Source organism: Pseudomonas sp. NPDC090755, from assembly GCF_044769005.1.
In the GTDB taxonomy this organism is placed as follows: Bacteria; Pseudomonadota; Gammaproteobacteria; order Pseudomonadales; family Pseudomonadaceae; genus Aquipseudomonas.
In genome coordinates this window covers 25013-38268 of the sequence record NZ_JBIVXC010000029.1, presented here as the reverse complement: position 1 = coordinate 38268, position 13256 = coordinate 25013, and the positions used below count along the sequence as shown (strand labels likewise).

Genomic DNA, 13256 nt, shown 5'->3' with positions numbered 1-13256 from the left:
ATCCGCATTCGATCACCGTCGACCAGGGCCCAGCGGTCTAGGGTGGTGATGGTGCCGATCGGGCGGTTAATGTTGCGGCCAGTGGTTCCGGAGCCTTTGCCGTAGTAGGGCATGATGAAGCGGTCGCCAAAGCTGGCGCGCCCGTTGCGCACGCGGTCGAGTGTGGCTTGGGCCCTGCCTGGCTTCTCGATCGGCGACCAGCGCCCGGCGTCGAAATTGAGGAAGCTGGCCGCCGGCACATGCTGACGCCGGTGCAGCTCGAGCATCAGGGGGGCTTTGCTGCGAGTCAGGACCAGGAACAGGCGCACTCGGTGTTGCGGCACGCCCAGGTCGGCACAGTCCACGACGTGCGGGGCGACCTGGTAGCCCAGCGCCTGAACGGCTGATACCCAAGCAGGGTAGAGTGCCCAGTCAGTGAACTCTTCGACGTTCTCAACCAGTGCCGCTTCCGGCCGGTGAAACTCCAAGGCCGACACAACGGCCCAGGCTGTCGATCGCGACGAGTCGTGTTGCGGGTTGCCCGACTTCTTGCCGCGGGCCTTCGAGTGACCTTGGCAGCATGGCGAGGCCAACAAAAGGTCATGCTTCGGCACCTGCTCCCATTTGGCCTGGTGCAAATCCTGGCAGACGTGCTCCGCATGTGGGTGGTTGGCTGAGTGCCACTTCACGGCTTCAGGCCAGTGGTTTGCCGCCCAGAGAACCTGGACGCCTGCGGCGCGCGCGCCGGTGCTCCATCCGCCGAGGCCGGCGAACAGGTCGATTGCTGTGGTCATGGTGCTTCCTCACGCGCTCGCCAGCTGGAGCTGGCTCTCGCCGCCAGTCGCCAATCCTGGATGGAGCTCGACGCGCTGGCCGGCGAGTAGTCCGGCAATCTGCGCATTCAGGTCGAGATCGATCTCTCGGACCTTGCGGGCCTTGCCAATCTCCCTGCCTGCCAGGTACTGCTCGATCAGCGCTTTGTCCTGCGCTTCGACCGCCACCAGATCACGCCCATTGGAGTGCTGGGCAAGGGCTGGATCTTCTTCGCCGCGCGGTACCAGCTCGTGAATCTTCCCGTGCACGGCCGATACCCAGGCAAGTGCGAAATGATCGCCTGCAGTCTCTGGCGAGTAGGAGCTGCGCCGCTTGCCTGCCCGAACCTGCGAAACGTACTCACGCCGGGCCAGGGTCAGTTTGGTCAGCAGAGCTTCGTAGGCATAAAGCGCGATCTGTGGTGCCGGCGTCACGCCGACAAACATTGCTCTGTCCACCACGCGAGCGGTCGAATCACACCAGTGTCGACGGGAGAGCGACCGAACGCCGAAGGCCTTGGCCACAATTGAGCTGAGGTGGCGATCCCAGGTGGGCCGTCTCTTAGCTCGGGCCTTCTCCGACTCGACCTCACCAACATCGCTCAAGCGCACATCCATTTCGGTGAGGCGATACTCGCGCATCAGCGATTGGGCTTGGCGCATTGCGGTGGCCGCTTCGTTCTCGTTCGAGCTTTTGGAGAGGGCCAGGCAGCGCTTGATCTTGCGGATGACGCGCTCGAGCTTGCTTTCGTCGTGCTGTTGTTCGGTCATGTTGTGGTCCTTGCGTGCAGGCGCCGCCCTAGCCGGGATGGCGTGATTCGTTGAAGTGGTGAGTTGTGGAAAAAGCCCAAGAGGAAACGAGGGGTATGGCTCTGGCCTTCTATATGGACAGGAATCGCCTGTCGCCATACGGAGCTATGCCCAAATGAACAAACTCAATTCCTATCTGAACGTGTTGCTCGCGCTGTCCGCTATCTGTGCCAACCTGGAACCAACACTGAAGCCAGTGCTGATGTGTTGTGTCTGAGGCGCTGATGGACCTTCGCCAGGGTGGCGTGATTCGTTGATGTGGGGAGGCGCTATGCTGAGTGGATACCTTCGTGAGGGCTCTCAGATGGCCAGGTGCAAAAAGTGTAATGAAGAGCTTCGCTTCAATCTGGATGACAGCAAGGATCAATTCGAAGTGATTTGCCCGAAATGCGATGCGCGGCATGTAGTTCGCTGGGTCGCTTCATCGCCAGGCATACCTGGGCCGCAGTTCGAGCTTGAGTTGGTCGGCGGCGGCGTTGGTGGATACGACCACGGAAACGGTTGAGGCGCTGGCGGGCAGCGCCGGAGGGTCAGGCTGCCTTGCGCTGATTCAGCAGGGACCAGCGGACAGGTTGATTACTGAAAGCATGGATTCCTTCGTCGGGCTGGAGTGATTCGGTGATCTGTCAAGGGAGCTAGCTGGATCGCAGAGTGGGCTGTTAGAGCCGGGCCTACAAGTGAGATGCCAAACCCGAAGGTACCAATCCTCGGCTTTGGCCTCGATGCTTCTGCAAGCACCTCCATGGTTGAGCCCATAGTATTTATTGTCTTAAATAACCTTTGAGGCACTTGGATAAAAGTTTCGAATGGTGGCCTGCGAGACACATAGGGGGTGAGTGTGAAGAATGTTAATAGATCATTTATTAGTGTGATTTTTAGTTTTTGGTTTTTGTCTTGTTTTAGCGTTTTTTTATCATCTGTTGTTGCGGTGGCTCTATATCGTGACGTCTTTTCAGGTGGGTTTTCCGGGCGCTCGAGTGATTGGGGGGACTTTGGTGGGTATATTGGCGGTGTTTTTGGTCCGCTTATTTCGTTTGTGACTTTGCTTGCGGTTTTGAAAACTGTGTACCTGCAAAGGGAATTGCTCGATGCTCAAAATAAAGAATTTGAAAGAATGAACCAGCTGCAGCGAGATACTTTTAATGCGCAGTTGCAGCAGATTCAGGGTGCGTCAGATGACTCGAGAAAACTTCAGATTAGTGCGTCAAGAGACACTGCTATTAAAGTTATTGAGCAGCAAATAATTTTACATGAGCGAGTGTTTGATCGAAAAAACGAGTATCTCATGAAAAATTTAAAGGTGATCGCTTCAAGTTCTGGTGGTCCAGAAAGGGAAACATACGACCGGGTTGTTAGGGAGCGGGGGATCGCTCGAAGATCTGCTGATGCTTTGTTAGCTCTAAGTGTCAAGATTGCTACTACGGATTATTTGACAGTAAATGATGTTAGACATGAGTTGGTTTCTGGTTTTCAGAAAATTGAAACCCAGGATAAAAAATAATTTGGTAGATGGCTTTTCAATGTGTAAGCGACTCTGAGTCAGGTCCTAGCGGGCAGCCTCGGAGGGTCAGGCGTTTGTGGCTGCTCAACTGCTGGAATGCCGGATTCAGCCAGAGGCATTCAGTCCGGCTTGCAGTGCCGCTTCCGGCCGGTGAAACTCCAAGGCCGACACCACCGCCCAGGCAGTCGATCGCGACGAGTCGTGTTGGGGGCAGACTTCTTGCCGTGAGCCTTCGAATGGCCTTGCCGCAGGGAGAGGCCAGCAGCAGGTCATGCTTCGACACCCGCTCCCATTTGACCTGGTGCAGATCCTGGCAAACGTGCTCGGAATGTGGGTGGTTGGCTGAGTGTCACTTCACTGCTTCACGCCAGTGGTTAGCCGCCCAGAAAACCTGGACACCTGCGGCGCGCGCGCCGGTACTCCATCCACCGAGGCCGGCGAACAAATCTATTGCTGTGATCATCTAGAAACCTATTAAAATGTGTCGGTTTTTTCACATGGATAATGACTTTGAAAGCGATTAAAAAATGGGAAATACCAGCATGGCTAAGGCTTATGGTTGTTGCTGCTGTGCTGGTGGCGCTGGCTTTGATTGTTTCTTTTGTATCCAAGTTTGGCGTTCAGCCTGCTGATGCCCAAGAAAAGTGGGGGCAGTTTGGTGATTTTGTGGGGGGTATTTTAAATCCACTATTTTCTATTACAGCGCTTTTTGCGCTGCTCCACACAATAGTTTTGCAGAGTCGGGAGTTGAAACGTTCGACTAAAGAGCTTAAGGCGTCTGCGAAGGCTCTGGCTAAGCAAAATAAATACTATTCGCGCCAACAATTTGACTCGAATTTTTTTCAGTTGTTAGCTTTTCAATTAGAGTTGCAGAAAAAGTTTTCTACTAAAAATGATAACTACAAAGATGTTCATGGTGTTTCTGCATTTAACTATTTGAGGTATGGGTACTCGCGTGAGTATAGAGAAATAGAAGGCGGGCAATATCCCGATCACGCGTCAAAAGCTTTATGCGCTTTCGATAGCTGGGAGCGTAATTATTCGCACGGTATCTATGAATACATGCATCCTTTGTCCAATATCATAGGGTATATATATTATGCAAAGGTGTCGGTTGGGGGTAAAAAATTTGCATTTGAGACTCTTTTGAGTCACCTATCATCAGCTGAAATTGATTTGTTGTTTTATATCTCCTTGCACCATTCTGCTTATAATTGGTTGGCGGAAGTGGATAAGGATTATCAGTTGTTTGGCTCTGCATCTTCGCAGCCATTTGGTGAGGATATTTTTGATGGAATTAGGGCAGATTTTGTTGCCAAGGTTTCCAGGCTTAAAGAGGCTGCTTTCGATAGTTCTGAATGCATGCCTGATAGCTAGGGTTTATATTCGTATCTGTTTTCTCTTGATTCAGCGCCACACTTCTGATTTCAGAAGTGTGGCGCTGCAAAAGTTATTTTGGATCGAACCCGCCGAGAGACAGAACTGCATTGCTGCCGATCTTGTCTTGCAGTACCGACTTGAACTCCTGCGCGATATCTTCGCGTTGGGCCTCTTCGCCAATCCAGCGCAGCTTCAGTACCGGTTGCGAGCCGCTGGTGATGACTGAGACGCGCAGGCGGATCACTTGCTCGCCCAGGCCCTCGAACGGGATGACCTTGAAGTCGAGCCAGGCCGGTAGGGTTTCTTTGCTGCTGGCTTCGATCTGGTCCATTGTGCTACGGCTGGCGCGGGTCTCGCTGACGGCGTGGTCGCTCTCCGAGGATGCCTTCACGGTGATGGTACGTACCGCGGCAATGGCCTTGGCGATCGACATACTGGCGCCGTTCTCGTCGGTGGCTGTCAGGTGCTGGTGCCAGTCTTCGATCCAATCGCTCAGTGTCTTCTGGGCCAGGCTCTGGCCGCACACTGCCTGTACAGCAGCGAAGGCCGCCGATGCCTTCAGGCGCAGCATGGCACGATCATCGGCGTGGCCTGGTTGATCCGGGGTGCCCAGGTTGAACAGCACGATGCAGCTCATGTTGTCCTGGTCGATGAAACCGCGAGCCGCCGGCGCCGAACGCTCTACCACATAGGCGGTGTAGTCGGCCAGGGAGTGGGTGGTATAGGTGCCACGGAAGCGGTTGCGGTGAGCCTGATAGCGTTCCAGGTCCACCACGGTGGCGCTGTCGGGAACAAGTACGGTCGGTGTGCTGGTGTCGAGGGACTTGCCAGCGGCTACCAGAGCCTGGTCGACGATGAGTTGAAGCGCTTCTTTGCTGAGAGACATGCGGTTTTCCTTTGAGCGGGTAGGTTGTTGATCAGGCGCGCGGATGGACCGGCGCTTCTTCGCGGGTGAACAACTGGTCGTGCTTCTCGGGGAACAGTGAGAGCTTGCCGCCAGTACCGACGTGCATCGGGGTATCCAGGCTGGTGTTCTCGCTGCGGGCACCGCGCTTGGTCGGCACCTTGTAGTCGAGCTTGTGCTTGATCTTCACTTGGCAGGATTCGCCGATCTGGCTGAAGTCCAGGGTGATGGTGAGCTTCCCGGTTTTGCCGTGATCGACAACGCCGGCGGCAACTTCGGAAAGGGCGTGGCCGATCTGGCTGGCGAAGGCGCCGCCGTTAAGCTCCGCGAGGAACTCGGCGGTATCGGTTGGGGTTGGCATAGCTTCTTCTCCGTGGGCTGTATGCCGCTGGGCGGCAGATTGATCCATTGCTGGCGTCGGCCGTGCCGGACGCGGTTGGTGATTCGTTTCATGCCGCGACCGTCACCTGTCTCCAGGCGCCGACGGCTTCGAACACTGCACCGGCCTGGGTCTCTTCAAGCGTCAGGTCTGCCGGAATGGCGATCCAGCCCGAGGCCACGACATGGATCTGGTTGCACTGGGCGCGCAGCTCCGTGTAGGTGGCCTCGATCGCGTCGGTGAGGTGTGAAGCCAGGTAGTTGCCCTGGGGCGCGACTTCGACCGACTTGCAGTACTGCTCACCGTTTGGCTTCTGGCACATCACACTGAGGTAGATGGTCCAGCGGTGAGGGATATCGCACACAGCATCGACGATCTGGCGGCTGCGAATCTGCTTGCAGGTCTTCCAGTTGACCAGGACCTGCTGGCCGCTGGGGTCAATGTTCACGACGGCGACGTGGTTGGTAGCCAGGAGCGCCCGGCAAGACCGCTCGATCCGGGCGCGCAGGTTGTGAGGCTTGCGCTTGCTCATAGGTCCTCCGCCATTTTTCGAAGGGCAGTGCGCTCTGCCGGGGTTGGCCGTCGGCGCCGGCGCTGCAGGATGGTTTCGGGGTCTACCCGGGAGGATCGCTGCGGCGGTGGTGTGCTTTGGAAGCTATCTGCCGGTGTGGCCTGGCCGCCGCTGGCGAAGAACTGAGCGATGCTCGCATTCAGCTGCTCCAGCACCTGGATGCGCGGGTCAGGGATTGGCGCCCCGATCATTGCCGCCCAACCAGCTTGCGATCTGCAGCTGCCTCCAGCGCATCAACGAACCGTACAGCCGCTTTGTAGCTGAAGCAGAAGCAACGAGTCTTGCCGGTTTCTACATCGACAATGTGCCAGGCGTTGCCCTTGGCCATGGCCTTGTAACGCGGCCCCGCTGCAGGAGCAGGCCGGCCGATCTTGGCGTAGAAGTCAGCTGTGGCCAGGATAGTTCGTTCACGCAGGGCGGCCAGGCCGTCCACGCGCTGCTGCATGGCTGGATGCATGGTGATTTCCTCTGAGTAGGGAAGTGGTCAGGCGTGATGCTCGAAAGCTTCGGCTTTGCGCACGATGCGGACTTGGGCGGTGCGGCGCTCCGGTGCACGGCGGTCGCGGCGCATCGGGTCGCTGTCGTCGATCACCGCATGCATGGCGATGAGGCCGGCGAGCGCTATGCAAAGCGGGCTGATGATCTGTTGGCGCATGGCCTTGGTGACGGCCTCGATGCGGCGACCTGCTTCCAGTTTGAAGAGCGCAGCCTCAATGCGGTTGGCCACGGTGCCTGGGCTGACCGCCATCTGTCTGGCGATTTCCTTGGTGGTGAGGCCTTGGGCCACCCACAACAGCGCTTCCAACTCGCGTGGTGCCAGCGCCCTGCCGAGCTGGCCAATCCATGAGCCGCAAGTGATCGTTTCCATGATTTGTTATCTCGGTTTGGCGCCGTCCAGGGCTTCGCGCAGCTGAAGGACAAGCGCGGTTGATAAGGTGAGGGAGCGGGTGTCCTCGTCGATCGATTCCAGCGATGCAATCAAATTGCGTGATGCGGTGTGCACGGCTTCGAGCCGGGGCTTCGGAATGGAAGGGCCTTTCATGCTGCCGGCAGTGACCTTCGTCTTGCCGTTGGCCTGAGCCTTCTCCAGTTCGGCGCCCAGCACCTTGCCCGCGCCGTCTCCGTGTTCACGCACCACCTGGGCAGCCGTCGTTGCCGACACATGCCCAGCTGCGACAAGGTTCTGCACATCGGTGTTCGCGTTGCCCACCGTGAGCACCTGCTCGACATGCTGTCGTGTCTTGCCGACCTTCTTGGCGATCTGCTCGGGTAACCATCCGAAGGCCCGCAACCGCTTGTAACCCTCGGCCAGCTCAAGAGGGGAGAGCTTTTCGTTCTCCTGGCTGGTGATGATCCGCGCCACGCGATCGGCATCGCTGCCTTCGAACGCGGTAACCGGCACCCAGGCTTCGAAGATTTCAGGGTTGTCCTTGTTCGGTGTTCGCGACAGGCGACCAGTTTGGTCGAGCTTGATCAGCGACCGTCGCCGCCGATGACCATCAACAACCCATACGCCGCCTCCAGAGCGAGGCCGGACCTCAAGTGGTGGAATCTGGCCGCCCCCAGCGATGAATTCCGCAAGGGCGTCGATGCTCGCTTCGAGGGCTTCGCCTTCGGTGCGCAGGTTGAAGCCGGGTTCCTCATAGAGGTCTTCGAGCTTCACCTTCATGGCGTCTGCGCGGCGCACATCGCCATCCTTGATCATTTGCTTGAATGACTTGGTCATCGCAATTCACTTCCGTTGGGCTGCATTGGAGAGCCGATCCCGCCTGTCTCCCTGAACACGTCTGTGTAGGGTCGGGAAGGCTCTCCGATGCAGCCTGGCGATGGGGAACCAGGTAGATCGGGCAGTTAACGTCAGGCTGACGTGGCGCTGGTTGTTCTTAGGTTGCGTCTGCCGCCTGCTTTTCATCCTGAATCCGCTGATAGATCTCTTCACGATGAACGATCACCTGATCCGGGGCATCAATCCCGATGCGTACCTGTTGCCCTTGTACACCCAGCACGGTCACGCTGATGTCATCGTTGATGCGGATGGTTTCGCTGGGGCGACGGGTGAGTATCAACATGGTCCTTCTCCTTGGTTGTCATCCCGCTGCCCACTCGGTGAATGGGCAGAAGTGATGCTCTGTTGCTCGGTGCGCAGTTCGCGTTGTGGTGTCCAGCCTGTTGGCATCTTCACCATGCAGCCAACACCAATTGCATACCGGGTTGTGCGATCAGTCTGGTAGCCGTGCCAGGCACAGGAGCCCCGATTGATCAGGCTTGAAGCGATCATCAAGAAAGCCAAAATGACGAGCATGATCAGCAGGGCGGTTTGCAAAGGCTTGGCCCGTAGGTAAGCCTTCACAGGTAGTCCTTGAGACGTACATTCAGTTTCGCCGCGGCGCGCTCCAGCACCTCGATTTCTGCTGGCTCGATCTCGCCATCCGATTCGGCAATGGTCAGCATGAAGTTGATCACCGTCTCGGCATCGCCCGGAGTGTGGGCCAGGTCGCCCAGCTCACGTTCGGCGTTCATGCGGATGATGCGCGGGCCACCTTCGTTGAAGTCAGCCTTGGCTTTGTCGATTAGGTTGCCCAGTTCAGCGCCGAAGCCCTGCAGCTTGGGTTCGTTGCGCAGTAGGCGGTCGAATTTGTCCAGCTCTGCCGGCTCAATTTCGCCGTCAGCGGCTGCCACATAGAAGCAGCCATAAACGATGGCCTGGAGCAAGTCGCGGTTTTCCAGCTTACCCAGCGCAGCCCGTGCTTCGCGGCCCCTGCCGAGCAATTTTTTCAATCCCAACATGGTGAATCCTCTCTTAGGTGGTGCGGTTGATTTCCCGTCTGGCCCTGTCGCCAAGGCCAGCCAGTGAAATCTGTTTTCCGCCCCATGCTTGTTGCCGCGGCTATCCCCACCTGGCCGGGTCACACATTTCGTGTTCGGTGTTCTTCCCGGCTGGCTGCATGGTTTGGCGTCCTCCCATGAGGGGAGTCCGGCAGCTGTCCAGAGGCTGCATGGGCGACGGTTTAGCTTTGTTGCCACCGGGTTGTCCGGTACGTCGCGGGTTCACGTCAGGTTGTGTAAAGAGCGGGTGTTGCGTTTGTCGCTGGTCGGTGGTGAGTAGGTGTTGAGATGAACAGTAAGCCATTGCCTAATTTATGTAAATAGGTAATGCCTAATATTTTACATTTGAGTTAACGCTGCATGCAGGCGGTTACATTTTTTCGTGGCTGATATACGCTCTGCCTGTTACTGGATGCATGTACAGCATTAGGAGCTAAAAATGGCCAAACAAAATAAATCGGCGCCCCAGCAGCGCCGGGAAATGACCGGCCTTGAGCGCCTAGGTCTTAGGGTGTCGTCGATGATCAATCACCCGCTCGCGCAGACTCAGCGCTGGGTGACCATCCACCAGCTTGATACGGATGCAGAGGCGGACTGGGAGGAGGTGATGGGGCTGCTTTCGGAAACGCCAGAGCTGGATCTGACCTTCAGCGATGATGGGAGTGTGACGGTTCGGTGGGAGAGGCTGGAGGATGATGGCCAGGCGTTCGAGAGCGATGAAGACCTGGTTGAAGAGGAGGAGGCTCCTTTCTGAAGGCTATGGAAAAGCCCGCTAAGCGGTGGGCTGTCCATTAATCTGAACCCGAACGGCTCGGAAAGTCTCTACCGGTAAAGCCCAGTGGAGATCACCATGATGGATGGCGAAAGAGGAAAAGCGCTAGCGGCCTGGCGCAAGCTTTTTGCGACGCCAGACACTCGGTTGAATGTTGCGGATAGATACACGGTACTGGTAAGGGTGGCACACAAGTTCCAACAGGAAGGTCTAATCAGCCCTACGGAGAAGAAAGCCATGATCCTGGAAGCGACGAGGCAATACTCTCAGGCTGTCCAAGCAATATGGCTTGCCAGTCGAGCCAGCAACGATCAGATGTCATTGCTTCGCGTATAGGATTTCGCAGAAACGAAAAGCCCGGCGTTTGGCCGGGCTCTCTGTAGACGGGGCCAAATCCCTTTGGCTCAGTCATAGTGCTGGATAGGTGTGACGGGAGGATTACAGGCAACAAAAAGCCCGCTCGGGTCGGGCTAATACCGACCGCAAGAGACGGAGATCCCAGCGCTCGGTCAATCAGTGTAGTTTGGCAAATGGGCTTATGTTGCTGGCATCCCTGAACTCCCCGATCTCAATCAGAGCCGCTTCAATCTCCTCCAAAGCCTGACCTATTTGCCGCAGGGCCTGCTCAGGGTATCCCGGGGTTGTAGGGTTAACCCCTCTCATGCCAGTGGCCAGGGCTAGCTGTGCGTCAGCTAGTCGAGAAAGCAGCGATAGAGTGAGTTTGTCGGTGACCATGGCTGATCCTCCAAAGGTCACGACAGGATAGCAGGCAGCAAAAAGCCCGCTCAGTGGCAGGCGCTCACAATTTCTCTGAACCTTCCAGGTTGTCGCTATCTCTACCGAGAATACTTGCTGGAGACACAGCCATGGTTAGCGACGAAAGAAGCAATGCGCTGAAGGCCTGGGACAAGCTTTACGATACGCCAGACATTCGGATGGACGCGGCTGAGCAGTATGAGCACCTGGTGAAGCTGGCTGGGATCTACCAGCTACTCGGCCTGATCAGCGTTGACGAGAAGAACGCAATGATCATAAAGGCGACAGATCGATATGCCAGTGCTGTCATAGGAGCGGGGCAGGGCGCTTGAGCTTTTGCGCCAAGAATGAAAAAGCCCGGCGCTCGACCGGGCTCTCTGTAGACGGCGCCAAATCCCTTTGGCTTAGTCATAGTGCTGGAGCGGTGTGACGGGAGGATGACAGGCAGAAAAAAACTCGCCGAAGCGGACGTTCCTGAGCATGTCGATCTGGCCCTACTTGATGAATTTGGCAGCAGTGAAAGCGATTACCGCTAGGGCAATGGCAGTGCTAATGAACCACTTGGTCTGAGATGTGAAGCCTTCTGCGATGGCTGTTTTTAGGTCAGCGATATCTGCTTTGGACGCAGAGTTCTTCTCCAAGCCTTCCAGCTTGGTCTCGACCCTCACGAGCTTTTCCCTGATCTCTACAGTCACCTTTTCAAGTGCTGCTACGCGCGCTTCCATATCGGATCCTCCACCATTGCCGCCAGTATGGCCGCCACCGCCTCGGTTGTCATCTCGTCGGTCCGGAAGATGGAAAAGGTTATTGCCGCTCATTATTTTCCTCGGCCTCAATCCATGACAGCACATTAGCTGCATTTGTGAATCTTGCATCGCCGCAGGTACTGCAAGTCAGCATGAACACCAGGCCAAACGCCTCTCCCCGATCGTATGCGGAGAGCTTGATAGGTGCTGGTTGAAACTCGCTGCCTACTACTACCCAATTGGTTTTGCCACAAATTGAGCATGGCTTCTTGGTCCCGTGCTCTGCATAAAATGCGTTCAGTTGGCTGAGTCTGATAGCGCTAATCCGGCTCAGCTCGTGCAGTTCTCCATCTTCGGCGTCTTCCGCCATCGGGCTCTCCCTAATTTTTGATTACAAAGATTCGGAATGCCTGAGCGGCATTCAGCCCCTGGAGATCACGGCGTAGGTCTTGGTTGGGCTTGGTTAGGGGCATGACTACACCAGATGAGCATTCCAGACCAGGAGCACTCGGGCCTGAATGTAGGTCTCTTCCCGGCGGATCATTCGATCCTTGTGCTTCGGGTTGTCGGAGATCATCTCGAAGTACTCCTCGTCGGCGATCTGCAGCCGCTTGATGTACTCGTGGCCACCCCAGGAGAAGTAGTAGATCCCGTCGCCGGCAAAGTCGCGGATGCTGACATCAACGATCAGCGGGTCGCGGTTCTTGATCGTGGGCGCCATTGACTGGCCCCAGCCAGTAACCAGCTTCAGGTGGAAATGCTCCTTGAACTCGACGCCCAGCTCCCGAAGGTGCCTGGGACTGACGCGGACGTCCTGCAGCATCTCGGGGAACTCGTGGGTCACTTCGCCGTCGCCCATGGCGCCGCGCACGTCGTAGTGGGCGATCCACACCTCATCACCAACTAGGCCAGGCCGGGAGAAGTCGACGGCAATTACATTCCCTCCATCGGTCGCCTCGGCAGCAGCCATGAGCCGTGCGCGAGCGTTCTCTGACAAGCCCTTGCCCTGCTTGGCGAGCATGACGCGAACCATATCGGCGGCGGAAGTTGCAACTGACTCGTCGGCTGAAGGCTCGGAATACTCGTCCGGCAGACTCTCGTAGGTGAAGCCTGGGCGAAGCCCCCAATGCTCAGGACCAACCACGTCCGCGAAATAGGCGATCACATCCATCAGTTTCGATTTGTCGATTCGCCCGGTCTTCACCCAGCCCTGTATCGACGGAGGCTTCACCTGGAAGTCGTCTGCGATTTTCTTTTTCGACACGCCCTTGGCGATCCGCGCGGCCTCGATGGCGGCGCCTAATTCTGGTCCGGTAAGCATTGCCTAATTAAGCCTATCTGCTTTGCGGTTAGGCAATGACTTGTTCATAATAAGGTAATGCCTTATATTCATCGATAAATCTCCAGGAGAGGACTATGAATTCAGCAGAAGCAGCCAAAGAAGCATCCCGCTTGCTGGGCAGCCAAGCGGAGTTGGCGCGCCGGCTGAACGTTGCGGCGCCCACCGTAAATCAATGGTGTTCAGGAGAGCGAGCCGTACCAGCTAAGCGCGCCTTGCAGATCGAGGCGCTCACGAACGGTGCAGTAGCTCGAGCGGATCTCTGTCCCTCGTTTCCATGGGCCGACCTGGTGGCCTGATCATGTAACCGATTGTCCTGGATTTGGCATTGCGCCAGTAGATGCCTAAAACACCTGTGAATTCATCCAGCTGAAAACGGCGAGCGCGACACCATCAGCGGGGGACCTATGAGCAACAAGGGCGTAGATGGCAACTGAGCCACTCGCACCAGGAAGACCATAAGGGGGAAGGGCGTGGGCGG

General features: G+C 56.8%; 19 protein-coding genes and 1 pseudogene. 5 read left to right on the top strand and 15 right to left on the bottom strand.

Translation table 11 applies throughout. The features are described 5' to 3' along the window. Together ACIQUS_RS25780 and ACIQUS_RS25775 are read right to left on the bottom strand one after the other, a co-directional pair. The coding region (locus ACIQUS_RS25780; protein WP_403053543.1) for a DNA cytosine methyltransferase at window positions 1-773 on the bottom strand (773 nt) is incomplete at its 3' end. A gap of 9 nt (window positions 774-782) precedes the next feature. Beyond that, a complete protein-coding gene (locus ACIQUS_RS25775) occupies window positions 783-1562 on the bottom strand; it encodes a DUF2786 domain-containing protein (RefSeq protein ID WP_403053540.1) in 780 nt (259 codons plus the stop codon). A gap of 877 nt (window positions 1563-2439) precedes the next feature. Here ACIQUS_RS25775 and ACIQUS_RS25770 point away from each other — a divergent pair. After that, window positions 2440-3102 carry a hypothetical protein gene (locus ACIQUS_RS25770; RefSeq protein WP_403053537.1) on the top strand — a complete coding sequence of 221 codons (663 nt, stop codon included), beginning with the start codon at window positions 2440-2442 and terminating at the stop codon, window positions 3100-3102. Window positions 3103-3234: 132 nt separating this feature from the next. On the opposite strand, the pseudogene ACIQUS_RS25765 reads toward ACIQUS_RS25770, so the two are convergent. After that, window positions 3235-3565, bottom strand: a pseudogene (locus ACIQUS_RS25765) (DNA cytosine methyltransferase); the annotation flags it as partial. A gap of 47 nt (window positions 3566-3612) precedes the next feature. Here ACIQUS_RS25765 and ACIQUS_RS25760 point away from each other — a divergent pair. Continuing rightward, on the top strand, window positions 3613-4479 hold the full coding sequence (locus ACIQUS_RS25760) for a hypothetical protein (RefSeq protein ID WP_403053534.1): 867 nt from the start codon (window positions 3613-3615) through the stop codon (window positions 4477-4479). Between the two features lie 73 nt (window positions 4480-4552). Here ACIQUS_RS25760 and ACIQUS_RS25755 read toward each other — a convergent pair whose 3' ends face one another. The 9 genes from ACIQUS_RS25755 to ACIQUS_RS25715 all read right to left on the bottom strand — a co-directional run bounded on the left by ACIQUS_RS25755 (window position 4553) and on the right by ACIQUS_RS25715 (window position 9123). Continuing rightward, window positions 4553-5368 (bottom strand): DUF2303 family protein, encoded by an 816-nt coding sequence (locus ACIQUS_RS25755; RefSeq protein ID WP_403053531.1) that lies wholly within the window; start codon window positions 5366-5368, stop codon window positions 4553-4555. A 31-nt stretch (window positions 5369-5399) separates the two neighbouring features. Further along, window positions 5400-5747, bottom strand: coding sequence for a hypothetical protein (locus tag ACIQUS_RS25750; RefSeq protein ID WP_403053528.1), 348 nt, complete (start codon window positions 5745-5747; stop codon window positions 5400-5402). A gap of 88 nt (window positions 5748-5835) precedes the next feature. After that, window positions 5836-6297 (bottom strand): hypothetical protein, encoded by a 462-nt coding sequence (locus ACIQUS_RS25745; RefSeq protein ID WP_403053525.1) that lies wholly within the window; start codon window positions 6295-6297, stop codon window positions 5836-5838. 226 nt (window positions 6298-6523) lie between these two features. Then, entirely contained in the window at window positions 6524-6793 is a 270-nt protein-coding gene (locus ACIQUS_RS25740) for a hypothetical protein (RefSeq protein WP_403053522.1), read from the bottom strand. Between the two features lie 27 nt (window positions 6794-6820). Continuing rightward, entirely contained in the window at window positions 6821-7204 is a 384-nt protein-coding gene (locus ACIQUS_RS25735) for a response regulator transcription factor (protein ID WP_403053519.1), read from the bottom strand. A gap of 6 nt (window positions 7205-7210) precedes the next feature. Then, on the bottom strand, window positions 7211-8062 hold the full coding sequence (locus tag ACIQUS_RS25730; RefSeq protein WP_403053516.1) for a ParB/RepB/Spo0J family partition protein: 852 nt from the start codon (window positions 8060-8062) through the stop codon (window positions 7211-7213). A 157-nt stretch (window positions 8063-8219) separates the two neighbouring features. After that, a complete protein-coding gene (csrA, locus tag ACIQUS_RS25725) occupies window positions 8220-8405 on the bottom strand; it encodes a carbon storage regulator CsrA (protein ID WP_403053513.1) in 186 nt (61 codons plus the stop codon). Beyond that, window positions 8399-8686, bottom strand: a complete 288-nt coding sequence (locus ACIQUS_RS25720; RefSeq protein WP_403053510.1) for a hypothetical protein — start codon at window positions 8684-8686, stop codon at window positions 8399-8401. The genes csrA and ACIQUS_RS25720 overlap by 7 nt, the downstream gene beginning before the upstream one ends. Beyond that, on the bottom strand, window positions 8683-9123 hold the full coding sequence (locus tag ACIQUS_RS25715) for a tellurite resistance TerB family protein (RefSeq protein WP_403053507.1): 441 nt from the start codon (window positions 9121-9123) through the stop codon (window positions 8683-8685). The genes ACIQUS_RS25720 and ACIQUS_RS25715 overlap by 4 nt, the downstream gene beginning before the upstream one ends. A gap of 478 nt (window positions 9124-9601) precedes the next feature. On the opposite strand from ACIQUS_RS25715, the gene ACIQUS_RS25710 reads away from it, so the two are divergent. Both ACIQUS_RS25710 and ACIQUS_RS25705 read left to right on the top strand, forming a co-directional pair. Then, on the top strand, window positions 9602-9916 hold the full coding sequence (locus tag ACIQUS_RS25710) for a DUF1654 domain-containing protein (protein WP_403053504.1): 315 nt from the start codon (window positions 9602-9604) through the stop codon (window positions 9914-9916). An 884-nt stretch (window positions 9917-10800) separates the two neighbouring features. Beyond that, window positions 10801-11022: a hypothetical protein gene (locus ACIQUS_RS25705; RefSeq protein WP_403053501.1), complete on the top strand. Its 222-nt coding sequence runs from the start codon at window positions 10801-10803 to the stop codon at window positions 11020-11022. Between the two features lie 162 nt (window positions 11023-11184). Here the strand turns inward: ACIQUS_RS25705 and ACIQUS_RS25700 are convergent, their stop codons facing one another. From ACIQUS_RS25700 to ACIQUS_RS25690, 3 genes are all read right to left on the bottom strand, one after another. Then, window positions 11185-11508: a hypothetical protein gene (locus tag ACIQUS_RS25700; RefSeq protein WP_403053498.1), complete on the bottom strand. Its 324-nt coding sequence runs from the start codon at window positions 11506-11508 to the stop codon at window positions 11185-11187. After that, on the bottom strand, window positions 11495-11806 hold the full coding sequence (locus ACIQUS_RS25695; protein WP_403053495.1) for a hypothetical protein: 312 nt from the start codon (window positions 11804-11806) through the stop codon (window positions 11495-11497). The genes ACIQUS_RS25700 and ACIQUS_RS25695 overlap by 14 nt, the downstream gene beginning before the upstream one ends. A gap of 105 nt (window positions 11807-11911) precedes the next feature. Beyond that, a complete protein-coding gene (locus ACIQUS_RS25690) occupies window positions 11912-12757 on the bottom strand; it encodes a S24 family peptidase (RefSeq protein ID WP_403053492.1) in 846 nt (281 codons plus the stop codon). A 95-nt stretch (window positions 12758-12852) separates the two neighbouring features. On the opposite strand from ACIQUS_RS25690, the gene ACIQUS_RS25685 reads away from it, so the two are divergent. Then, on the top strand, window positions 12853-13074 hold the full coding sequence (locus ACIQUS_RS25685) for a transcriptional regulator (protein ID WP_403053489.1): 222 nt from the start codon (window positions 12853-12855) through the stop codon (window positions 13072-13074). Window positions 13075-13256 lie beyond the last annotated feature (182 nt).